Raw genomic sequence first — 20,950 nt, 5'->3', positions numbered from 1 at the left:
TCCCGGACTGTCAAGCAGCGTTGACAGCGGGCTAAAAGCTGCCTAAATTGTTATGGGAAATGGATGAAAGGAGCAGTGACAATGGCACAGAAAGACTACTACGAGGCACTGGGTGTTGCCAAGGATGCCTCAGCAGACGATATCAAGAAGGCATTCCGCAAACTGGCGGTCAAATACCACCCGGACCGCAACCAGGGCGATACAGCGGCAGAGGAGAAGTTCAAGGAGATCAACGAGGCCTACGCCGTCCTCTCCGACCCCGATAAACGTAAAAAGTACGATACCTTCGGCTCTTCCGACTTCCACCAGCAGTACAGCCAGGAGGATATCTTCCGCAATTTCGACTTCTCCGGCACCTTCAAGGATATGGGCATGGGCGGCGGCGAAGATATCTTCTCGCGCCTGTTCGGCGGTGCCTTCGGCCGGGGTGGGGGACGCGGTTTTTCCCGGGGACCCCGTCAGGGTGGCGATCTTTCCCTGACCGTTGATGTCGGATTCCGCGATGCAGCCGCCGGCGGAGAACGGTTGGTGGCCTTCCGCCGCAACGGCCAGCGGGAGGAGCTGAAGGTAAAGATTCCGGCCGGAGTGGACAACGGCAGCAGGATCAGGATTGCCGGCAAGGGAAGCGACGGAGAAAACGGCGGCCCCAATGGCGATCTCTATCTTGATATCCGGGTGGCCAATGATCCGGTCTTTACCCGCGACGGCGGCGACCTGTTTGTGGAACGTACCATCCGTTTCAGCGAGGCCTGCCTGGGGGTCAGCCTTGAAGTGCCCACCCTTGAAGAACCCAAAAGGATCAAGGTACCGGCCGGCATCCAGCCCGGCACCAAGATCCGCCTGAAAGGATGCGGTATCAAGTCGCTTGGTTCCAATGCCAAGGGCGATCTGTACGTCAAGATTGCCGTGCATGTGCCGGAAGGGTTGAACAGCAGTCAGAAAAAGCTGGTGGAAGAACTGGCCAAGGCAGGGCTCTGAGTCGCCGCCAGCCAGCCCGTCTTCTCCGCCCGGATTGATGCAACATATTGTTTCTTGCAGTACTACCGCCTGATTTTGTATAATTTTGGTATAGGATAGCACTTTCAGGCAGGGATGGCAGGGTATGGACCCTCTTGGCATCATTAATAGCGGCGCCGCTTACAGCTCGACAGCAGCGGCACCGGAGGCCCGGACAACGGAGAACGGCCAGTCTGAGACCGCTGCCGGACGTACCGGCACGTCTGTCCAGGCACAGGGCATCCGGTTGCCGGAGGATCAGGTGACCCTGTCCGGCCAGAATTCAGAGACAGAGGCGTCCCAACCCCAGACAGCTGCCCAGGACGGCACCAAAAAGCAACCCAAGCCGGGCGAAAAGACCACCGCTGATGGCAAAAGCATCGAGGATCCCCAGGTTCAACAGCAGATTTCCCGTCTGAAACAGACCGAGGAAAAGGTCAAGGCCCACGAGGCGGCCCACAAGGCGGTCGGAGGCAACCTGGCCAGTTCCGCCTCCTACAGCTACACCCAGGGGCCGGATGGCCGCAGCTACATCACCGGCGGCGAGGTCCAGATTGACATGTCCAGCGGCCGGACCCCCGAGGAAACCATCTCCCGCATGCAGCAGGTCATCCGGGCGGCCCTGGCACCGGCTGATCCCTCAGGCCAGGATCGGGCCGTGGCGGCCCAGGCCTCCAGCCAGATGGCAGATGCCCAGCAGCAGAAACTGCAATCAGAAAGTCCGACAGCCAAGCCTGACCCGACCCAGCCAGTGGATCCTGCCCAAGAGGCCGCCACGGAAGCTGCTGACCCGACCGCCACCAAGGACGACAAGACCGCTCCAAAGGCCTCCAGCGGCACGGACACCCGGATTCAACAGGCCTACGGCAACCCTGCTGTACAAGGCAACGACCGGACAACGGATAAAAACAGCGACCCCACCCAACCGGCGGCAACCAGATCAGGCAACAGTTCCTCTCAAACCCGCGCCGATCTGCTAATTTCAGCCTTTGCCTGATCCCACCGTGCCACGTACCGCCCTCGTCTATTCATCCCGTTTTGAACAGTTCAGCTACGGCAGTCAGCACCCGTTTCAGCTGCACCGTTACGGTCTGGCACTGGAGCTGCTGGAGGCCTATGGCCTGCTTGACCTGCCCGGCATGGAACGCCGTGACTGCACTCCGGTGACCGACGAGCAGATTCTCAGCTTCCATACCCCGGCCTATCTGCAGCGCCTGAAAGAGTTCAGCGCCTCGGATGAACCACGGGCCGACTTCATGTTCGGCCTGGGTGATGCCGATTGTCCGGTCTTCAAAGGCCTGTACGACTATGCCGCCCTGGGGGCAGGCGCCACACTGGAGGCCTGCCGCCTGATCGAGGAAGAGCGTTTTGAGAGCGTGCTGTCTCTGGCTGGCGGCTGGCACCATGGTCACCCTGCCAGGGCTTCAGGGTTCTGCTACTTAAATGATGCGGTGATCGCCATCAACTGGCTGCGGGAACGGGGGCGCCGGGTGGCCTACCTTGATCTGGATGCCCACCACGGTGATGGTGTCCAGGAGGGGTTCTATGCTGATGATCAGGTGCTGACCATCTCGCTGCATGAAAGCGGGGTCTACTTCTTTCCCGGCACCGGCTTTGAAGATGAAACCGGCATCGGGCGCGGACAGGGTTACAGTGTCAACCTGCCGCTCCTGGCCCATACCGATGATCCGCTCTACATGAGGGCCTTCGATGAGGTGGTCTACCCCCTGCTGGCCGCCTTTAACCCGGATATCATCGTTGCCCAGATCGGGGCGGACGCCTTCCGCACCGACCCGCTGACCAGACTGGAGATTACCACCCACAGCTATGCCTACATCATGCGCAAGCTGCAGGCCCTGAAGATCCCCTGGGTGGCGCTGGGGGGCGGCGGCTATGACCTGATGAACACCGCCAGGGCCTGGGCTATCGCCTGGGGCGCCATGAACAGGGTAGCGCTCCCACCCCGGTTGCCGGCTGCCTTTGTAAAAAAAATCCGTCAGCAGGGCTACCCGCACACCATGCTGCTGGATGCCCTGCACTGGGCTGACGAGCATGACCGCGGCCTGGCACTGGATGCACTGGAGCGCAGCATCAGCGCCATCAAGCAACAGGTCTTCCCGGTTATCATCGGTGGAGAGCTGGCGGTACTGCTCTGATGCCGAAGCTGCCGGGAAATAGCCCGATGCTTGGCCGGCATGGCCACGCGCTGACCTCACTGGCGGCCATCAACCGGCTGGAGGCACCGGAAAAAGAGGCGATCTATGCCGGACTGCTGCCGGGGCGCCTGTTACAGCTGCTGCAGCTTGATCCAGCTACACTCTGCAATCCCTCACAGGAACGATTGGTACAGGTCATTGCGCCGGAAGGCCTGAGCTTTGCCAGGATTGAGGTGCGTGCCCGGCCAGAAGATACCGATGTAGTCTTTTTTGCTGAACTGAGTGATACGCAATTTCATCAAATGGAGCTGGCCTTCTGCATCATCTGCGATCCGTCCGCTCCGCGCTTTGCGGTTGACGTAAACGAAGCCGGGGCGGTAAACTACTTTTCTTCCAACGGCAGAAACCTGCCGGAGGAACTACGGGCCATGCAGGCCGGACTGTTTCCTCACCAGACCAGGCGGGGACTGCGGATGTTCGGCGAGTTTTTCGCTTTGGCCGAACGGTTCACCGACCGCCTGGGGATGGAGATGATCGTTGCCGAACCGCTCTCCTACGACAACGCCATCCGTTATGAGCGCTACGGCTTTGACTACCTGACCGGCAAACGTTTGATGCTGGAGATTGACCGTGAGTTCCAGCCCGGTGGCAAACTGTACCAGCGGCTGGACGGCTCCAGTCCGTTCAGGATGCCGGGGATGGAACTGACCGTGCGGGGCCGCAGTTGGGCCATCCATGACGGGATCCTGGATGAACCCTGGGATGAAATACGTATCTACAAAATGATCGGCGTTGATGCCGGGTTGAACACCTTCCCGGGCCGCCAGTTTGAGGAGCACCACTAATGCAGAACTGCATTGCACCAACCCCGCTGGACGGGATCAGCTACTTTCAACCTCCTGCAGATTTCCACATCACCGGTCGTGATGGCCGGGTCAACATCCCGTGGGAATTTCCGATACCGCTGGTGGAGGAGAGCTACCGGGCCGCCCTTGAGCATGGCGCTCCCAATTATGATCAGGTTGGTCAGGGCATGTTCTTTGCCCTGCGCCAGAACCCGGACTGCACCTACGCGGTTGACTATGCGCGGGTCTTGCAGACAGGTTACCCCCATATCATTGCCGAGATCGGCGGTGAAGCGATCATGCTGGATGCCAAAGAGGTTGACTCCCCGTACCTGGATCGCAAGGTCAACCTGCTGAAGATCATGGCCCTGCTTGAGCAGGACAATGCCGGCCTGTGGCGGGAGATCGGCCGTACCCTGATGGAAAAAGGAAGCCGGATGGAGGCTGCCCACCTGGCGGTACAGTCCTGGTACGGTGCGGAAAAATACCTGAGCCGTTCGGTTGAACTGGCCCCGGATGATCTGCATACCTGCTACCAGCTGGGAGAAACCCACTATGTGCTGGGCCACTATGATCAGGCACTGGCCTTGTGGCAGCCGCTGCTTGAGCGGCTGCAGGCCGGCGAACGCCTTAGTCTTGAAGCCCGTATTGCCGCCATTCAGCGTGGTGAACTGCCCAAGGTGCCGGCGGTGGACTACCTGACCGCCCTCTCGGTTGCCTTTGAGCAGCACCAGGATGACCAGTTCTATGAGGCGGCGGCCATTGTGGAGGATGTACTGCTGGACACGGTCTTCTGCGCCCAATTTCCGATGGCAGGCGTCTACCGCTTTCTCGAGCAGTGCTATCGGGCGGTCAACATGACCGACAAGGCCGATGCCGTGAAAGGACGGTGCTAGATGTTCGGCTTCAGCACCGCCGACTGGCTGTTTATCGGTTTTATCCTGCTGGTGATCGCCTTTTGCGTCGGGATCAGCGATATGCGAAAAAAGAAATCATGATCGAGGATCTGCCGGAGGATACCGAAGAGGCGCAACCACGTTCCCAGGCCATGATCATGCTGACCGGCCTGTACCTCTTCCTGCTGGTCATGACGGTCATGAGCTATGGTCAGCCGGTGCCGTTTTTCGGACGTATTCTGGAGGGGAGAGCAGCCCAGATCTTTATCGGGCTGGACAGCCTGGTCTGCCTGCATCTGTTTCTCGGACTGTTGAAACGGCAGCGCCTGACCTGGTATCTGCTGTTAAGTTATAACGGTTATGAAGTGCTGAACACCCTGGTCAATCTCTGGCTGGTGCCCCGCAAGGAACTGGAGCGGATACTTGAGCGGACGATTGATCCAGGCGGCATGCTGTTCAGCAATCTCTGCACGGTCGGGATCGTACTCTGGATCAGCTGGGTTATCCGGAGACAGCGGGAGCAGTTCACGAATCACTCTCCCTACCTGTTCTGACATACTGAGGACGCAATGGGAAAAATTCTGTTGATAGATGATGATCCAGCCTTTACCCGCCTGTTGGGAGAGTATATCGCCGAACAGTACCCCCTGCTCTCGGTGGATGTCTGCAACAACCCCCTTGAAGCGCTGACCGCCATCCGCCGCGCCCCCTATGACCTGATCCTGATTGACTTTGAAATGCCCACCCTTGATGGACGTAAACTGATGAATTTTGCCGTGCAGTCCGGCATCGAGAAAAACAGGATTGTGATCCTCTCCAGCCGGGATGCCGACTTTCTGCATGAGCAGTGCCCCATGGGCAGCTGCCTTGCCGTTCTCAACAAACATGAAGTACGCCAGAAGGCGGTGCTGGACATGATCTTCAGCTCCTTGAGCAAGAAGGCAGTTCAGGGAACCTGAGCGGCCATGCGCCACCTGTTTTTGACCGGCCTGGTGCTGGTCTTCATCATCTGGCTGCTGCGGCGCAAGGTCTCCATGGCCGCCGTAATGCCGATCGGCGCCGCACTTCTGGCACTGCTGTACCTGCTGCCCCTACCGGATCTGGGCCGGGCAGTCTGGCTGGGCCTGGCATCCCCCAAGTCACTGGAAATGACCGCCACCCTGGCCCTGACCATGGTGATGGAAAATCTGTTGCGTACCACCGGCATGCTGAAGCGCATGGTCAGCTCCCTTTCGGCAGCACTGCCGGATCGCAGGATGGTGATGGCTGCCCTGCCTGCCATGATCGGCATGCTTCCATCCCCCGGCGGGGCGGTCTTTTCAGCTCCGATGGTGGCCGAGGCTGCCAAAGGGATCGCGGCAAGCCCTGAGCAGAAGGCATTAATCAACTACTGGTACCGCCATATCTGGGAGTATGTCTCACCGCTGTATCCCGGCATCATCCTGGCTGCCGGTCTGAGCGGGCTCTCAACCCGGCAGCTCTTTCTGGCCCACCTGCCCTTTGCCCTGACGGTGATCCTTGCCGGAGCCTGGTTCTGTTTCAGGGGAATTGACTCCAGCCCCCCCGCAGCAGGTCACCGGCAGGATGACCGTGCAGCCCAGTTCGGCACTTTTTTGCTGATGTCCGCCCCGATCCTGATCTCACTGGCACTGGTGGTACTCTTTAAGATCAGCGCCGTGCTGGCGCTCTCCGGCGGTGTGGCGGTCCTGTTTGTGGCCCATCGTTACAGCCCGCCGCAGATACTGAAGACGCTGCATGAGAGCCTTTCAATCAAAGCCCTGCTCCTGGTGGCCGGTATCATGGTCTTCCAGGAGGTGCTGCGCGCCACCGGTGCTCTGGCAGGTATTTCAAGCTTCTTTGTCACCTCACAGCTGCCGATACCGTTGCTGGTAGCGTTGATTCCATTCATTGCCGGTGTGATGACCGGACTGACGGTCGGCTATGTCGGGATTACCTTTCCGCTGTTGCTACCACTGATGGGGAGCGGCCAGCCCAATCTCTGGCTGGAGGCGTTGGCCTTTGCCAGCGGTTTTGCCGGGGTGATGCTCTCGCCGGTCCATCTCTGTTTTGTACTGACCCGCGAGTATTTTGAGGCGGACACCGCCCTGGTCTACCACCGGCTGATGGCTCCTTCGGTAGTGGTGCTGGCAGCCGTCCTGGTCCCGTATCTGATCTATCGCTGAGGAATGCACGATGGCACAAAAAAAACAGAAGACACTCAAGCCGGCAGCTCCCCCCCCTTTCCGTACGAATCCCTTTGCTGCCCTGAAAGGGATCGCCGTTGAAACGGCGCCTCCTCCTGAACCGGTCAAAAAGGCGGTAGTGCCGAAAGCTGAACCGGCGGGTGACGAGCTGTTCCGGCAGGCCATGTCCGGGGTACGCCGGCTGGATGATGAGGAGAGCCGGACCAGCATCCCGGCGCCTGTCAGCCCCGGCAAGAAGGGCGCTCCCCCCAAAAACACTGCAAGATCTGTCGCAAAGCCGCTGCCCCGGGAAGAGGCTGCGGCCCGCAAGACCTTCCTGCAGGAGGTGGAGAAGCTGCAGCTTGATGTCCGTTTTAAAGACCAACTGCCTGAAGAAGAGGAGCTGCGTCCCCTGACCGGCAACCGGCTGCGCCAGCTCAAGCGGGGTATCATCCAGCTGGACCGCCAGCTGGACCTGCACGGCCTGACCCGTGAAGAGGCGCTTGCATCGTTGGGACCGTTTCTGCAGGCGGCTCGCAATGCCGGCGAAAAAGGGGCGCTGGTGATCACCGGCAAAGGGAATCATTCTCTCGAAGGCCCGGTGCTGCAGCAGGTCGTTGCCGCCTGGTTACGTGATCAGGGGCGTGACCTGATTACCGAATATGCCCCGGCCCCGGCAGAAATGGGGGGCAGCGGCGCCTTTGTTATCTTTCTGCGCCCCCTTGACAAATAGCCAGAAGAACTACTATATTCAAAATAAGCTATACTAGAAGGAGGCTGTTGCCATGCCGATGTACGAATACCGTTGTCAGTCCTGCGACAATCAGTTTGAATTACGCCAAAAGTTTTCAGATGCCCCTGCCACTGAATGTCCGAAGTGCGGCGGCGCAGTAGAAAAGATGATTTCCCAGACCGCCTTCAGCCTGAAAGGTGACGGCTGGTTTAACTCCGGCTATTGCCCCTCAAGTGGTGGCCCCAAGCCGGCAGCCTGCTCAGCCGGTGGCTGAGGCGTCTAGGATTCCGGCCGGGTGTCGGAAGCAGCAGCAGACAGAATCCCCTGATAAACAGCATCAGGGGATTTTTTTATGCATAAACATGGTATACCGGCTTTACAAGCAGCAGACCTGAACGTATCATGTTGAGATATTTTAAGACTCATTCTGATTCCAGTACAAGCTGCCAGCCAACCCAGTCAGCAGCTTGTACTGAAATGGGAATCACACTGGAGGGCAGCCATGGCAGCACAGATTATTGACGGTAAGGCGATTGCGGCAAAGGTTCGTGAACGGATCGGCAGCACGGTTTCAACCCTGAAACAGCAGGGGATCACCCCCGGTCTGGCAGTGGTACTGGTGGGTGATGATCCGGCCAGCCGGGTCTATGTCGGCATGAAGAAAAAGATGTGTGTGGAGCTGGGGATGTACTCGGCTGACCATGAACTGCCGGCCTCCACCAGCGAGGCAGAGCTGCTGGCCCTGATCGGACAGCTGAATGCCGATCCCCGGGTACACGGTATTCTGGTGCAGTTGCCGTTGCCTGACCATATTGATACAGACAAGGTGCTGGAGGCGATCTCGCCGGACAAGGATGCTGACGGCTTCCATCCCTACAATGTGGGCCGCCTGGCCATCGGTAAACCGACCTTCCAGCCCTGCACCCCCTATGGCGTAATGGTGATGCTGGATGAGATCGGCTATGACCTGAAGGGTAAAGAGGTGGTCGTTGTGGGACGCTCCAACATCGTGGGCAAGCCGGTGGCGCTGATGTGTCTGTCCCGTCATGCCACTGTCACCATCTGTCACTCCCGCACCAAGGATCTGGCGGATGTGGTCCGCCGGGCGGATGTGGTGATTGCAGCGGTGGGCAAGCCAGAAATGGTCAAAGGCGACTGGATCAAGCCGGGGGCCGTGGTGATTGATGTCGGTATCAACCGGGTAGGTGAGAAAAAACTGGTGGGGGACGTGGAGTATGCTGCGGCTGCTGAACGGGCCAGCGCGATCACCCCGGTACCGGGCGGAGTTGGCCCGATGACCATTGCCATGCTGCTGCAAAATACGCTTGAATCTGCCCAACGGGCTGTAACGAGGTAATGCATGAAAGTCCGCAAGGCGATCTTTCCGGTGGCCGGACTGGGAACCCGCTTCCTGCCTGCCACCAAATCATCTCCCAAAGAGATGCTGCCACTGATCGACAAGCCGCTGGTGCAGTATGTGGTTGAAGAGGCGGTGGCAGCCGGTATTGAGCAGATCATCTTTGTGACCGGCCGGACCAAGCGTTCCATTGAGGACCACTTTGACAGCTCACCCGAGCTGGAAAACCACCTTGAGGAAAAGGGCAAAGACGAGACCCTGCAGGCGGTACGCTGTATTGCCGACCTGGTTGATATCTTTTATGTGCGCCAGAAAAAGGCCCTAGGGCTGGGGCATGCCATCCTCTGTGCCCGTGACTTTATCGGCAATGAACCGTTTGCCGTGTTGCTGGGAGACGACATCATCGACACCCCTGGCAGCGCCCCCTGCCTGCGGCAGCTGCTGGATGTCTACGAACACTATAAAGGCAGTGTGCTGGCCCTTGAGCAGGTGCCGATGGAACAGATCTCCTCCTACGGCTGTGTTGCGGTCAACCGGATCACTGATCATGTGATGGAGGTGACCGATATGGTGGAAAAACCGCCACAGGCGGAGGCCCCTTCCAACCTTGCCATCATCGGTCGCTACGTCTTGACCCCGGCCATCTTCCCGCTTCTGGAACAGCAGCAACCGGGCCGGGGCGGCGAGATCCAGCTGACCGACGCCATCAAACGGCTGTCTCAGGACGAGGCGGTGTATGGCTGTCTGTTTGAAGGATTACGCCATGACTGCGGGGACAAGCTGGGGTTTCTGAAGGCAACAGTGGATCTGGCACTGAAGCGGGATGAGTTCAAGGAGGATTTTACCGCCTACCTGAAACAGCGGCTGGGATGTTTGTAAGCTGATAAGGGCGGGGCCTGCTGCCTCGCCCTACTTTTCGTTCAACAGTTTTTTAACCAGGTTTTCGATCACCTTGCCGGCCTGATCAGAAAAGCCCATGATCTGCTCGCGCACCAGGCCGTTTTTGTCAATCACGTACAGCACCGGCAACGCCCGCACCCCATAGTCGGAACCGATCCTGCCGCTGGCCATCACGATCTGGTAGGGGATGGCATGGTTTTCCGCGTACTCCTTGACGGTCCGTTCCCCCCCCTCATCCACACTCATCCCGATAATGACCAGACCCTGCTTGCTGTACTTGCGGTGCAGTTCAGCCAGATGCGGGATTGATTCACGGCAGGGGGGACACCAGGTAGCCCAGAAATCCAGCAGCACCACCGAGCCTTTCAACCCTTCAGTAGAGACCGGCTGGCCTTTGATGGAAAAGGTCTTGAAGGGCGGAGCCGGCTGGCCACGGCGTGGTGCAGCCTCCGCGTTATACGGGCAGAGGCCTAACAGAAGGGCTGTGACGATCAGCGTCACAGCCCGGAAACAGCCTTGCAAGGATACGAACGGCATCCTAGAGTGCCTTGGCAATCAAAGCATCGAGTTGGGACTTGGGAACAGCACCAACCACCTGATCAATCACCTTGCCACCCTTGAACAGGATCAGGGTGGGAATGCCGCGCACACCGTATTTACCGGGTGTGGCCGGGTTGTCATCAACGTTGACCTTGCCAACCTTCACCTTACCGGCATAGTCTGCTGCAACGGCATCAATCAACGGGGCAATCGCCTTACAAGGGGCACACCAGGTAGCCCAGAAGTCCACCAGCACCGGCAGGTCGGACTGAAGTACGTCACGGTCGAAATTGGCATCGCTCAGGGTAAGAACAGCATCACTGGCCATGGAGAGCCTCCTTAAGTCTCGGTAATGTATTCAACTTTTTGAATACTACCGTGTTTCAGAAAAAATGCAAGCAGGAAATCCTGCAGAGAGAATCAACCAACGAAAAGCTGTTGACGGTGGGAATAGCAGACCCGTACAATACACCCCTGCCGATCACTTAATGCAGGTTTATTTTTTTATCCTGAATACCGGCCTCTGGCCCCTGGACCCTATCCAATGACCCAGATATCCTTTTACCTGACCCTCTCGCTCTATGCAGTTGCCACACTGCTTTACCTGAGCTGCCTGTTACGCAACTCCTCCTGCCAGTCCATTCTGGGCAGCAGGGTGCTGCTGGCCGGTTTTCTGGCCCACTGCCTGGCCACTATCCATCGTTTCATTGCTGCCGGGCACCTGCCGATCACCAACATGCACGAATCACTCTCCTTCTTTGCACTCACAATCGCAGGGGTCTATCTCTTCTTTGAGCAGCGCTACAAGGTCAGGATCCTGGGTTCGTTTGTGGTGCCATTCACCCTGTTGCTGACCCTTGGCGCCGGCATCGCGCCAACCGCAATCAAGCCGCTGAATCCGGCCCTGCAATCGCTCTGGATCTATTCGCACACCATCCTGGCCTTTGGTGCCTACGCCTTCTTTACTATCTCCGGCGGCGTAGCCCTGCTGTATCTGATTCAATCCCATTTCCTGAAAAAGAAGCACCTGGGGCCGCTCTTCCTGAAGCTGCCATCACTGGATGTACTGGACGAGATCGGTTACCGCTGTCTTGCCTTCGGCTTCCCGATGCTGACGGTTGCCATCATCACCGGTGCCATCTGGGCCTCCCGGGCCTGGGGCAGCTACTGGTCCTGGGACCCCAAAGAGAGCTGGTCGCTGATCACCTGGTTTATCTATGCAGCCCTGCTGCACGGGCGGCTTACCACCGGCTGGCGCGGCAGGCGGGCCGCCATCCTGACCGTCATCGGCTTTCTGGTCATGCTCTTTACCTTCCTCGGGGTAAACCTCTGGCTCCCCGGCCTGCATAGCTACACCTAAGGGACGGCCGTATGAACATCATCGTTGTCGGCCTGTCCCACAAGACTGCGTCGGTTGATATCAGAGAGAAGGTCGCCTTCTCACCCAACAGCATCGAGAAGCCCCTGCACGAGCTGGTTAATCTGGACGGCATTGTGGAAGGGATCATCGTCTCCACCTGCAACCGGGTCGAAATCTACGCCACCACCCGCGACATTGCCGGCGGCATCGCCCGCATCCGCCGCTTCATGGCCGAGTACCACCACCTGGCCCACGACCTGCTCGAACCACATCTCTACAGCTACCATGGTGAAGAGGCGATCCGCCATGTTTTCCGGGTCGCCTCGTCACTGGATTCTATGGTGGTTGGTGAACCGCAGATACTGGGACAGATCAAGACCTCCTACGGCTATGCCGCCGAGTACAAGAGTTCCGGCATCATCCTGAACCGTTTCCTGCACAAGGCGTTTTCCGTTGCCAAGCGGGTGCGTACCGAGACCAGAATCGCCTCGTCAGCGGTATCGGTCTCCTTTGCCGCAGTTGAGCTGGCCCGCAAGATCTTCGGCAATCTGACCGACAAGACCGTGCTGTTGATCGGTGCCGGCGAGATGTGCGAACTGGCAGCCCGCCACTTCCTGACCAACGGCGCCAAGGGGGTGATGGTCACCAACCGGACCTTTGAGCGTGCCCAGCGCCTTGCTGAGGAGTTCGGCGGCGAGGCGATCCCGTTTGACGAGCTGTTTCTGCATCTGCACAAGGCGGATATTGTCCTGACCTCCACCGGTGCGCCCCACGCCATCATCACACCGCCCGACCTGGAAGAGGTGATCAAGCGCCGCAGGATGCGGCCGATGTTCCTGATCGACATTGCCGTACCCCGCGATATCGACCCGGCAGTCAACGAGATGGATGCGGTCTATCTGTATGATATGGATGACCTGCAGCAGGTGGTGGCTGCCAACCTTGAGGGACGCAAGCAGGAGGCAGACAAGGCCGAGGCGATCATTGCCGAGGAGATCATCCAGTTCTACAAATGGGTGGCCACCCTTGAGGTCACCCCCACCATCGTTGCCCTGCGCAACCGCTTTGAAGAACTGCGCAAGGCGGAACTGGAACGCACCCTGGCCGGCTGGAAGGATGCCCCGCCCGACGCCGAAAAACGGCTGGAAGCCCTGACCAACGCCTTTATGAACAAGCTGCTGCACCAGCCCACCAGCGTACTCAAAAAGGCAGGCCAGGGGAATCGTACCGATCTGTACCTGGATGCCCTGCGAGCGCTGTTTGACCTGGAACTGGGCGGCACCGACACGAATGAATCACTTGAATTGGAAGAATAACCGGAGATAAAGGAGATTGTACACATGGCACCTAAACGCCTCCGCATAGGCACCCGCGCCAGCCAACTGGCCCTCTGGCAGGCCAACTGGACCAAATCGGAACTGGAAGCACGGTATCCCGGCATCCAGGTTGAACTGGTCAAGATCAAGACCATGGGAGACAAGATCCTGGATGTCCCACTGGCACAGGTTGGTGGCAAAGGACTGTTTGTCAAAGAGATCGAAGAGGCAATGCTGCGGGGTGAGATCGACCTGGCCGTACACAGCATGAAGGATGTCCCGACTGAGTTCCCTGAAGGACTGGGACTGGTGGTAACCACCAAGCGTGAAGACCCCCGTGACGCCTTTATCTCGGACAAGGTAACATTCAGCGAACTGCGCCAGGGGGCCAGAATAGGCACCAGTGCCCTGCGCAGACAGGCCCAGCTGCTCAAGGCGCGGCCCGACCTGGAGATGGTGATTATCCGCGGCAACGTGGAAACCCGTATTCGCAAGCTGAAGGAAGACAATCTGGATGCCGTGATCCTGGCAGCGGCGGGCCTGAACCGGCTCGGCTTCACCGACGTGGTGACCGAGCTGCTGGATACGGACTTCTCGATCCCGGCCATCGGCCAGGGCGCCCTGGGACTGGAGTGCCGCCTGGATGACAACGCGACCATAGAGGCGCTGGCCTTCCTGAATCATGCAGACACCGCTGCTGCAGTGGCCGCAGAACGGGCGCTGCTCAAACGCTGTGAAGGTGGTTGCCAGGTACCGATTGCCGCCCACGGCACGGTGAGCGGTGACACCCTGACCCTGGTCGGCTTTATCGCCTCGGTGGATGGCAAACAGACGGTGCGGGACCGCATCAGTGGATCAACAGCGGATGCGGTAAAACTGGGAACAGAACTGGCCGACCGGTTGCTGGCAGCTGGAGGTAAGGCGATTCTGGAAGATGTCTACCAGCGGGAAATTGCCCACTAACCCCCTGCAAGGCTGCCGGATTCTGGTGACCCGCGCGGCAGAGCAGGCTGCCGGGTTCTCCCGGCAGTTACAACAGCGTGGCGCTGTGGTGGTGGAATGCCCTACCATTCAGCTGGTGCCACCTGAAGCCTGGACCGCTGTGGATGCTGCCATCCAGGCTTTATCCGGCTTTGACTGGCTGATTCTGACCTCGGCAAACGGGGTCAGGTTTTTCTTTGGCCGGTTACAGGAACTGGGGCTTGCCCCCGCTGTACTGCGGAGCTGCAAGGTCTGCGCGGTCGGACCTAAGACCGCAGAGGCCCTGACACAGCTGGGTATCACGCCTGATCTGATCCCGGAACAGTTCACCGGAGAAGGAGTGGTGGCCGCGTTTCACGGACATGACCTGCAGGGGCGGCGGGTACTGTTTCCCAAGGCAGATGGTGCCCGCGACCTGATTCCGCAGCAACTGCGCAGTAGGGGGGCAGTGGTGGTTGACCCGGTACTCTACCGGAACATCATCCCGCAGGGCTTGCCTGACTCTGCCCGTCTGGCCCTGGAACAGCACCAGCTTGATGCGGTTGTCTTCAGTTCCCCTTCAACCGTTCGCAACCTGGCACAGTTGACGGGTGGCATCACCCGGCTGCAGGCGTTGCTGGCAGATCTCGCTGTGGTTTCCATCGGGCCGGTAACAACCAGGGCCTGTCAGGAGCTGGGGCTTAGCGTTGCCGTGGAACCGGAGCAGTCAACCCTGGATGCCCTGATTCGCGCCCTTGAGCAGCATACCCTCTGCTGCCCCCCCGCTGTGCCTTCCATTACCTAATTCACCAGGCGCTTCAATACCCCGATGGCAAACTCCTGTGCCCCCAGCACGGAGGCCTGGGTCACCACCATGTTTGTGTTCTGCAGCTGCTGGGCCACCAGGATCTGATCTGCCACCATGCCGATATTATCAGCCATGGCCAGAATGACATCACCCATCTCCAGGACCCGGTTGGCCATCAGACCGATATCAGCAGACATCTGCAACATGCTCTTCATGGAATCGGTCAAGGTTGTCTTGGAGGTGATCGCCTGCAGCCCGCCGATGGCAATGGTGTAGCCATCCAGCACATTTGCCAGCGAGCTCAGCATGATGGTCATGTTCTGCTGGTTCAGCAGTGTCGTTGTACTGAGATAGCTGGTACCTGTACCCGCCTGAAAAAGTATGGTCGTGTGGAGCGCCTTGACCTTGTCCAGATAGGTCCGGATGCTGGCAGCCGCATACTGCATCTGCGTCTTCATGGTAAACGGATTCAACACAAGCGCGCTTAGCTTGGCCGTCAGTACTGTCCCCTCGGCAATCAGGCTGCTCAGTGCCAGGTCATTGGTCGCCGTTTCCAGCACCCCCACCAGGGTCAATGCATTGGTCTGGGTCTGCAACAGCCCCTGCTGCGTCAGAGCCAGATTCTGGCTCTGCAACTGCTGGCTGACCAGGATCCGGTCGGCCATGACACCGATATTATCCGACATCACCAGAATTTTATCGGACATCTCGCCAATCCGGTCGGCCATGGCACCAATATCATCAGACAACTGCAGCATTGCGGTCATGCCATCCTTCAGGGTGATGGCCCGGCTGACAGTGCTGAGCGCCTTCAGGTCGAGGGACAGCCGCAAGGACTCATTGGAGATATTCAAGACGGTCATGGACAAGGTATCCATGGCTGTCAGCAGTGCTGCGTCCGTCTGTAACGGCGCTGCCAGACTGCTGTTCAGGGCCGCAATGCTGTTAGACAGGGCACGGGCCTGTTTGTTTGCCTCGACCAGCGGACCACAGACCGAGTCAGGATTAAGCGTTATATTTTTCAATTGAACTTCAAGGTTCTGTGACTGAACAATCAGCCCCTGCAGATCTTCTGCAAGATCTGCCTGGGCCGGCACAGCCCCTATAAACAGGCCGACTGTAGCCAGCAGAATCAGGTGCATGCTGTTTTTCAGATAATTTTTCACGCTGGTATCTCCCTATGCCGCTATCGGCTGGTGTCAGTTCATATTTTTGATCAGTGCAAGCATGGTGCTCTGGGCTGCCTGGGCAGAACTCAATGTCAGCGCCACATTTTCGCGTTGAATCACCTGGGTTTCCACAATCCGGCCCGACATGATGCCGATGTTGTCTGCCATGACAATAATCTTGTCACCCATCTCCACAATCCGCTTGGACATCGTGTTAATATCTGCCGTCAACCGGAGCATGCTACGGGTGGCATCAGAGAGCAGCGGCGTCTGCATTAGCGGCGCAATCTGGCTGATGGTGGCGGCATAGGTCTCAAGTACAGCCGCAAACTGCTTTTGAGCCACGGTCAGGTCGCCAAGGTACGTCAGGGTGGTGCCATCAACGTAATGGCTTGCCTGCTGGCTGTCCTTGGTTATCAGGTCATACACCACCAGCACACGTGCTGAGAGTGCCGCCGTTTTGGTCTCAAGGTAGCTCAAGGTGGCAGCTGCATTGGATGTATCAAGCGTGAGCTGCCCCATCTCTGCCACCTGAAACTGGGTATCAGCCAACAACAACCCCAGCGTGAGGTTGTAGCCGATGGTTGACAGACTCTTGCTGAGGGCAATCATGTTTGTTTGGGTACTCAGGATTGCGTTCTGGGTGAGGGCGATATTTGCGGCCTGGATCCTCTGCGTAGCCAGGATCCGGTCCGCCATGAGCCCGATATTATCGGCCATGGCCAGGATCCGGTCAGCCATTTCCAGAATCCGGTCCGCCATCGTGCCGATATCATCAGATAACCGCAACATGGCGCTCAGGGCGGAACGATATTCAAACAGATCCGCCACCCCCTCAACAGTGCGTAACTCCAACGACAGACGGATGGAATCAGCGGCCAGGTCACGGGCGATCCCGGACAGATCCTCCAGCGAGGTCAGATCGGCAGAGGTAAGGGTCAGCGGAGCGGCAAGCTGGCTATAAACACCCTGCACAACCATCAGGTAGTCTTCGATTGAGGTGTTAAGCGTTCCGAGCTGGCCGCAGACACCGCCGTTACTGACCTGAATGGTTGCCAGTGAAGAACGCAACCCATTCCCCTGTACAACCAGATCCTGTAGCGAGGTCGTCAAGGTAGCTTCTGCAGGCACGGCAGCGACGGCCAGCGATAATGCAACAATGCATGACAGAATAAGTTTTAACATAGGCACCACCCATATATTTATATATTTATATATATTGATGCTACGACACCGGTATTTTGTCAAGCATTCATTTATCCTGTAGCAGTAGCCGGCATGTTTTGAATCAAAGGGGAGTTGCAGAATACTCCGTGCGATGAGGTGCCCGGAAGGCGCTGTCCGGGCCTGGACGACGAAACACAAAGAAGGCCCTGCCGGTTACCCGGCAGGGCCTTCTTTATTCAGAGCTTGTGGCTATTTAATCAGGACGTGAGGGCCATCAACATCTTTTCAGCCACATCCTGGCCGCTGATATTGTAACTGCCACTGGCCAGCTGCTGGCTGATATCCTGCACCTTCTCGGGGCGGATCTCGCCGCTGGATGGTTGAACGCCGGAGAGTTTCTCAACCATATTGGTCAACTGGACGCTGAACGGGCTTTGCACCGCAGCGGTTGATTGCACCGACCGGCTGGCCTCACTTTTTGCCGTCTTCATGACCGGCTGGGCACCAAAAATTGCTGTAGTTGCGCTGTCTATTCGCATGGCAAGACCTCCATTAATTATCCTTTCGGCAACCCTGCCAAAAATCTTAAACCTAAAAAAGCTGCTGCACGCGGGAAACGCGGAGATACGGCGCAAACAGCAGGCAGTTAGTCCGATTTCAGATCAAGGGTCATAACCGTACCAAAGCTTGAGAGCGGCTTGTCAAATCCCTTCTGATCACCCACCACCACCAGCTTGAAGGCCTCAGGATGCAGGTGCCTCTTTGCTGCCTGCAGCAGCTCTTCACGGGTCACCGCAGCGATCCGCTCCCGGTAACGCTCCAGATACTCCGGCTGATACCCGTAAAACTCCAGTCGAGCCTGTTGAACAACAACGGAGGCCGGAGTGGTAAAACCGAACAAAAACGAATTGATGATCGAGTCCTTGGCCAGCTTCAGCTCCTGCTCACTCACCGGCTCTGTGCGGATCGCTGCGATGATGGAACTCATCAGACCGATCGTTTTCGCCGTCGCCTCGGCCTTGGTCTCGGTCTCTGCCGTAAAGCTGCCAATAAAGTGCCGCCCCACATCAAAATGACTACCCACGTTATAGGCCAGTCCCTGATTGGTACGGATCTCCATCATCAAGCGCGAGGTAAAACTGCCACCCAGGATAAAATCCAGCACCCGAATGGCGTACAGGTCAGGATCATCCTTGGTGATCCCCAGATGTCCTAGCCTGATCACGGACTGATTGACCTGCTTGGGGGCATACAACACAGCCGGTGCAAACTGCAGCTTCACCTGGGGGATCACGGGGAGCCGCAATTCCCCGGCTGTATGGACAGACCCCACCAGCCGGTTCAGCGCTGCCAGCATGTTCGTCCGGTCAAAATCACCGGCAACGGTCAGGATCATGTTGTCCGGGCGGACAAAACGCTGATGAAACGCCTGCAAGTCACTGCGCTTGACAGCGGCCACGGTGGCAGCGGTGGGGATGACCCCCAGCGGATGCCCGGCATAGAGCGCCTTTTGCAGCTCCCTGTCCCCCAGTTCCTTGGGGTCGTCATTCTGGCGGCGGATCATCTCAAGCGCCTGCCGTCTGGCCACCTCCAGCCGTTTTTCATCAAAGCGCGGCCGGAACAGGACATCGCTGAACAGTTGCAGGGTGCGATCAAGATTTTTAGTCAGGCTGCTCAGGGAGACCGTCCCCAGATCACTGCCAAAGGAGCTTTCCACCGAGGAGGCCATGAACTCAAGCTCAGCATCCAGGGCGGCCGGTGCAAGCTCTTTGGTGCCGCCACCGCGCAGCTGGGAGCCGGTCAAGACCGCCAGTCCGCTCTTGTCTGCCGGATCATACACCGAACCGGTATGGATCAAGGCAGAGATTGTCACAATCGGCAGTTCGTGATCCTGCAGCAGATACACCGGCATACCGTTCTGCAACAACACCCGCTCCGCCTTGGGAATGCTAAAGCTCAAGGCCGGGAAGGTCATATTGCGGGGATTGGCCAACTCTGCGGCAGAGGCTGCAGAGAGACAGAAGATGCTGATCAGCCCGACAAGGAGTACACGGAGCTTCATTTCTGGGCACCTCCCTGTTTTTTCGTCACAAGGGTACCCACAATCCTGTTTTCACGGGTAAAATACTGGTGTGCCACCCGTTGAATATCAGCCGGGGTGATCTTTGTCAGCTTGGCACGGTAGCTGGTCAGGTAGCGCCAGCTGCCGGCGATGGCCTCATACTCGGTCAGATTACGGGCCAGACCACCGTTGGTTCCCATCCGGCGAGCCTCTTCAAACTCAAGCTGATTCAGTACCTGCTGCAGCTCCTGCTGGCTCACCGGTTCCTTTTTCAGCCGTTCCAGCTCGGCCAGTAAAGCCTGTTCAACCTCGGCAGCGGTGTGGGGGGCGCGGGGCGAGGCATACAGCACAAACAGGTTGGGGTAGCGGTTACCCGGCGCATCAAAGACCGAAACCTGGGTTGCCAGCTGTTTTTCCAGTACCAGCGAACGGTAGAGCCGTGAGGTGCGGCCCTGCCCCAGGACTGACGCGATCAGGTCGAACACCTCGTCATCCGGAGCCCCCAGCGCGGTCTTGTGAAAGCCGATTATCAGTTCCGGCTCGGCATCACCCAGCACCTCAACCCGCCGTTCGCCCTGCTGTGGCTCCTCCTGTGCCGCCACCTCCGGCACCGGAGTCCCGGGGGGGATATCGCCGAAGTAGCGTTCCACCAGCGCAATCGTATCAGCAGGCCTGATATCCCCCACCACCGCCACAATGGCGTTATTGGGGGCGTAGTAGCGCTTCAGGAACGACTCGGCCTTGGTGCGGGAAAGCTGCCTGATATCCGAACTCCAGCCGATGGTGGGCTGGCCATAGGGATGGGTCTGGTAGGCGGCGGCCACAAAGGTCTCCCACAACTTGGACGATGGCTCGGCATCATAGGAACGCCGCCGTTCCTCCATCACCACCGAACGCTCGGTATAAAACTCCCGCAGCACCGGGTTCTTCATCCGGTCGGACTCGATGGCGGCCCACAGCTCCAGCTTGTTGGCAGGCAGTGAGATCAGGTAGGTGGTACCATCCCGGCTGGTAAAGGCGTTATAGCCGGAACCGCCGTTGCGGGCATAGAGATCAAAAAATTCATCCTTGATCACATACTGCTCCGCCTGCTTTTCAAGCCTGGCCAGCTCAGCCCGCAGGCTGGCAAGCGTCGCCTTGTCAGCCCCGCTCCCCTTGGCCTCTTCAGCCAGCATCCGCTGGGCCGTCTCTTCAATCTTCTCCAGCAACGGGGCCTCTGCCCCGTAATCCCTGGTGCCCAGGGTCTTGGTCCCCTTGAACAGCATATGCTCCAGCAGGTGGGCAATCCCCCGCTCATCACTGCGCTCGTGGACACTCCCAACTCTGAAACGGATCCAGGCCGAGACCGTGGGTGAGCTGTGGCGTTCCACCATCAACAACTTCAGGCCGTTCTTAAAGGTATGTTCCACCACCTTGTCCTCAAGGTTGGCAGCCACCGCCTGGGCGGCGATGAACAGGAGCAGGAACAGACCGGCAATGGTTTTGACAACACGCTGCATCAT

23 protein-coding genes are annotated in these 20,950 nt (G+C 58.3%); 16 read left to right on the top strand and 7 right to left on the bottom strand.

Annotated features, from left to right (window positions below; genetic code table 11):
- Window positions 1–81: 81 nt before the first annotated feature.
- The 12 genes from FY034_RS01905 to galU all read left to right on the top strand — a co-directional run bounded on the left by FY034_RS01905 (window position 82) and on the right by galU (window position 10,045).
- Window positions 82–978, top strand: coding sequence for a DnaJ C-terminal domain-containing protein (locus FY034_RS01905; protein WP_265553335.1), 897 nt, complete (start codon window positions 82–84; stop codon window positions 976–978).
- Window positions 979–1,102: 124 nt separating this feature from the next.
- The gene (locus FY034_RS01900) at window positions 1,103–1,993 is read left to right on the top strand and encodes a putative metalloprotease CJM1_0395 family protein (RefSeq protein WP_265553334.1); all 891 of its coding nucleotides are present in this window, start codon (window positions 1,103–1,105) and stop codon (window positions 1,991–1,993) included.
- A 7-nt stretch (window positions 1,994–2,000) separates the two neighbouring features.
- The gene (locus tag FY034_RS01895) at window positions 2,001–3,152 is read left to right on the top strand and encodes an acetoin utilization protein AcuC (protein ID WP_265553332.1); all 1,152 of its coding nucleotides are present in this window, start codon (window positions 2,001–2,003) and stop codon (window positions 3,150–3,152) included.
- Window positions 3,152–3,997 carry a hypothetical protein gene (locus FY034_RS01890; RefSeq protein WP_265553331.1) on the top strand — a complete coding sequence of 282 codons (846 nt, stop codon included), beginning with the start codon at window positions 3,152–3,154 and terminating at the stop codon, window positions 3,995–3,997. Before FY034_RS01895 ends, FY034_RS01890 begins: the two co-directional genes overlap by 1 nt.
- Entirely contained in the window at window positions 3,997–4,893 is an 897-nt protein-coding gene (locus tag FY034_RS01885) for a tetratricopeptide repeat protein (RefSeq protein WP_265553330.1), read from the top strand. The genes FY034_RS01890 and FY034_RS01885 overlap by 1 nt, the downstream gene beginning before the upstream one ends.
- A gap of 98 nt (window positions 4,894–4,991) precedes the next feature.
- Complete coding sequence (locus FY034_RS01880; protein WP_265553329.1) at window positions 4,992–5,447, top strand: hypothetical protein; 456 nt, start codon at window positions 4,992–4,994, stop codon at window positions 5,445–5,447.
- A gap of 15 nt (window positions 5,448–5,462) precedes the next feature.
- A complete protein-coding gene (locus FY034_RS01875) occupies window positions 5,463–5,852 on the top strand; it encodes a response regulator (protein WP_265553327.1) in 390 nt (129 codons plus the stop codon).
- Window positions 5,853–5,858: 6 nt separating this feature from the next.
- Window positions 5,859–7,076 carry a DUF401 family protein gene (locus FY034_RS01870; RefSeq protein WP_265553325.1) on the top strand — a complete coding sequence of 406 codons (1,218 nt, stop codon included), beginning with the start codon at window positions 5,859–5,861 and terminating at the stop codon, window positions 7,074–7,076.
- A gap of 10 nt (window positions 7,077–7,086) precedes the next feature.
- Complete coding sequence (locus FY034_RS01865; protein ID WP_265553323.1) at window positions 7,087–7,809, top strand: Smr/MutS family protein; 723 nt, start codon at window positions 7,087–7,089, stop codon at window positions 7,807–7,809.
- Between the two features lie 52 nt (window positions 7,810–7,861).
- A complete protein-coding gene (locus tag FY034_RS01860) occupies window positions 7,862–8,083 on the top strand; it encodes an FmdB family zinc ribbon protein (protein ID WP_012468593.1) in 222 nt (73 codons plus the stop codon).
- Between the two features lie 228 nt (window positions 8,084–8,311).
- A complete protein-coding gene (gene folD / locus FY034_RS01855) occupies window positions 8,312–9,166 on the top strand; it encodes a bifunctional methylenetetrahydrofolate dehydrogenase/methenyltetrahydrofolate cyclohydrolase FolD (protein WP_265553321.1) in 855 nt (284 codons plus the stop codon).
- Window positions 9,167–9,169: 3 nt separating this feature from the next.
- Complete coding sequence (gene galU / locus FY034_RS01850) at window positions 9,170–10,045, top strand: UTP--glucose-1-phosphate uridylyltransferase GalU (protein WP_012468591.1); 876 nt, start codon at window positions 9,170–9,172, stop codon at window positions 10,043–10,045.
- A 30-nt stretch (window positions 10,046–10,075) separates the two neighbouring features.
- Here the strand turns inward: galU and FY034_RS01845 are convergent, their stop codons facing one another.
- Complete coding sequence (locus FY034_RS01845) at window positions 10,076–10,603, bottom strand: TlpA disulfide reductase family protein (protein ID WP_265553319.1); 528 nt, start codon at window positions 10,601–10,603, stop codon at window positions 10,076–10,078.
- Window position 10,604: 1 nt separating this feature from the next.
- Complete coding sequence (gene trxA, locus FY034_RS01840; RefSeq protein WP_265553316.1) at window positions 10,605–10,934, bottom strand: thioredoxin; 330 nt, start codon at window positions 10,932–10,934, stop codon at window positions 10,605–10,607.
- Window positions 10,935–11,150: 216 nt separating this feature from the next.
- Between trxA and ccsB the strand changes: the two genes are divergently transcribed.
- From ccsB to FY034_RS01820, 4 genes are read left to right on the top strand one after another with little or no spacing between them, the layout of a single operon-like run.
- Window positions 11,151–11,966 (top strand): c-type cytochrome biogenesis protein CcsB, encoded by an 816-nt coding sequence (gene ccsB / locus FY034_RS01835; protein WP_012468588.1) that lies wholly within the window; start codon window positions 11,151–11,153, stop codon window positions 11,964–11,966.
- 11 nt (window positions 11,967–11,977) lie between these two features.
- Window positions 11,978–13,282: a glutamyl-tRNA reductase gene (gene hemA / locus FY034_RS01830; RefSeq protein WP_265553315.1), complete on the top strand. Its 1,305-nt coding sequence runs from the start codon at window positions 11,978–11,980 to the stop codon at window positions 13,280–13,282.
- 24 nt (window positions 13,283–13,306) lie between these two features.
- Window positions 13,307–14,245 carry a hydroxymethylbilane synthase gene (hemC, locus tag FY034_RS01825; protein WP_012468586.1) on the top strand — a complete coding sequence of 313 codons (939 nt, stop codon included), beginning with the start codon at window positions 13,307–13,309 and terminating at the stop codon, window positions 14,243–14,245.
- Window positions 14,217–15,047, top strand: a complete 831-nt coding sequence (locus tag FY034_RS01820; protein WP_265553313.1) for a uroporphyrinogen-III synthase — start codon at window positions 14,217–14,219, stop codon at window positions 15,045–15,047. Before hemC ends, FY034_RS01820 begins: the two co-directional genes overlap by 29 nt.
- On the opposite strand, the gene FY034_RS01815 is transcribed toward FY034_RS01820, so the two are convergent.
- The 5 genes from FY034_RS01815 to FY034_RS01795 all read right to left on the bottom strand — a co-directional run bounded on the left by FY034_RS01815 (window position 15,044) and on the right by FY034_RS01795 (window position 20,947).
- Window positions 15,044–16,216: a hypothetical protein gene (locus FY034_RS01815; RefSeq protein WP_265553311.1), complete on the bottom strand. Its 1,173-nt coding sequence runs from the start codon at window positions 16,214–16,216 to the stop codon at window positions 15,044–15,046. The genes FY034_RS01820 and FY034_RS01815 overlap by 4 nt on opposite strands.
- Window positions 16,217–16,249: 33 nt before the next feature.
- Window positions 16,250–17,404, bottom strand: coding sequence for a hypothetical protein (locus tag FY034_RS01810; RefSeq protein WP_265553309.1), 1,155 nt, complete (start codon window positions 17,402–17,404; stop codon window positions 16,250–16,252).
- Window positions 17,405–17,643: 239 nt separating this feature from the next.
- Window positions 17,644–17,925 carry a flagellar biosynthesis anti-sigma factor FlgM gene (locus tag FY034_RS01805; RefSeq protein ID WP_265553307.1) on the bottom strand — a complete coding sequence of 94 codons (282 nt, stop codon included), beginning with the start codon at window positions 17,923–17,925 and terminating at the stop codon, window positions 17,644–17,646.
- Between the two features lie 107 nt (window positions 17,926–18,032).
- The gene (locus FY034_RS01800; protein ID WP_265553305.1) at window positions 18,033–19,448 is read right to left on the bottom strand and encodes a M16 family metallopeptidase; all 1,416 of its coding nucleotides are present in this window, start codon (window positions 19,446–19,448) and stop codon (window positions 18,033–18,035) included.
- Window positions 19,445–20,947 (bottom strand): M16 family metallopeptidase, encoded by a 1,503-nt coding sequence (locus FY034_RS01795; RefSeq protein ID WP_416222776.1) that lies wholly within the window; start codon window positions 20,945–20,947, stop codon window positions 19,445–19,447. The genes FY034_RS01800 and FY034_RS01795 overlap by 4 nt, the downstream gene beginning before the upstream one ends.
- Window positions 20,948–20,950: the final 3 nt, after the last annotated feature.

The organism is Trichlorobacter lovleyi (assembly GCF_015239775.1).
GTDB lineage: Bacteria > Desulfobacterota > Desulfuromonadia > Geobacterales > Pseudopelobacteraceae > Trichlorobacter > Trichlorobacter lovleyi_B.
This window is presented reverse-complemented; position numbering and strand designations above follow the sequence as displayed.

Bases quoted from the DNA above. Each gene is read 5' to 3' on its own strand.
- FY034_RS01905 (WP_265553335.1), top strand. From the start codon at position 82: ATGGCACAGAAAGACTACTACGAGGCACTGGGTGTTGCCAAGGATGCC.
- FY034_RS01900 (WP_265553334.1), top strand. From the start codon at position 1,103: ATGGACCCTCTTGGCATCATTAATAGCGGCGCCGCTTACAGCTCGACA.
- FY034_RS01890 (WP_265553331.1), top strand. From the start codon at position 3,152: ATGCCGAAGCTGCCGGGAAATAGCCCGATGCTTGGCCGGCATGGCCAC.
- FY034_RS01885 (WP_265553330.1), top strand. From the start codon at position 3,997: ATGCAGAACTGCATTGCACCAACCCCGCTGGACGGGATCAGCTACTTT.
- FY034_RS01880 (WP_265553329.1), top strand. From the start codon at position 4,992: ATGATCGAGGATCTGCCGGAGGATACCGAAGAGGCGCAACCACGTTCC.
- FY034_RS01875 (WP_265553327.1), top strand. From the start codon at position 5,463: ATGGGAAAAATTCTGTTGATAGATGATGATCCAGCCTTTACCCGCCTG.
- FY034_RS01870 (WP_265553325.1), top strand. From the start codon at position 5,859: ATGCGCCACCTGTTTTTGACCGGCCTGGTGCTGGTCTTCATCATCTGG.
- FY034_RS01865 (WP_265553323.1), top strand. From the start codon at position 7,087: ATGGCACAAAAAAAACAGAAGACACTCAAGCCGGCAGCTCCCCCCCCT.
- FY034_RS01860 (WP_012468593.1), top strand. From the start codon at position 7,862: ATGCCGATGTACGAATACCGTTGTCAGTCCTGCGACAATCAGTTTGAA.
- folD (WP_265553321.1), top strand. From the start codon at position 8,312: ATGGCAGCACAGATTATTGACGGTAAGGCGATTGCGGCAAAGGTTCGT.
- galU (WP_012468591.1), top strand. From the start codon at position 9,170: ATGAAAGTCCGCAAGGCGATCTTTCCGGTGGCCGGACTGGGAACCCGC.
- FY034_RS01845 (WP_265553319.1), bottom strand. From the start codon at position 10,603: ATGCCGTTCGTATCCTTGCAAGGCTGTTTCCGGGCTGTGACGCTGATC.
- trxA (WP_265553316.1), bottom strand. From the start codon at position 10,934: ATGGCCAGTGATGCTGTTCTTACCCTGAGCGATGCCAATTTCGACCGT.
- ccsB (WP_012468588.1), top strand. From the start codon at position 11,151: ATGACCCAGATATCCTTTTACCTGACCCTCTCGCTCTATGCAGTTGCC.
- hemA (WP_265553315.1), top strand. From the start codon at position 11,978: ATGAACATCATCGTTGTCGGCCTGTCCCACAAGACTGCGTCGGTTGAT.
- hemC (WP_012468586.1), top strand. From the start codon at position 13,307: ATGGCACCTAAACGCCTCCGCATAGGCACCCGCGCCAGCCAACTGGCC.
- FY034_RS01820 (WP_265553313.1), top strand. From the start codon at position 14,217: ATGTCTACCAGCGGGAAATTGCCCACTAACCCCCTGCAAGGCTGCCGG.
- FY034_RS01810 (WP_265553309.1), bottom strand. From the start codon at position 17,404: ATGTTAAAACTTATTCTGTCATGCATTGTTGCATTATCGCTGGCCGTC.
- FY034_RS01805 (WP_265553307.1), bottom strand. From the start codon at position 17,925: ATGCGAATAGACAGCGCAACTACAGCAATTTTTGGTGCCCAGCCGGTC.
- FY034_RS01800 (WP_265553305.1), bottom strand. From the start codon at position 19,448: ATGAAGCTCCGTGTACTCCTTGTCGGGCTGATCAGCATCTTCTGTCTC.
- FY034_RS01795 (WP_416222776.1), bottom strand. From the start codon at position 20,947: ATGCAGCGTGTTGTCAAAACCATTGCCGGTCTGTTCCTGCTCCTGTTC.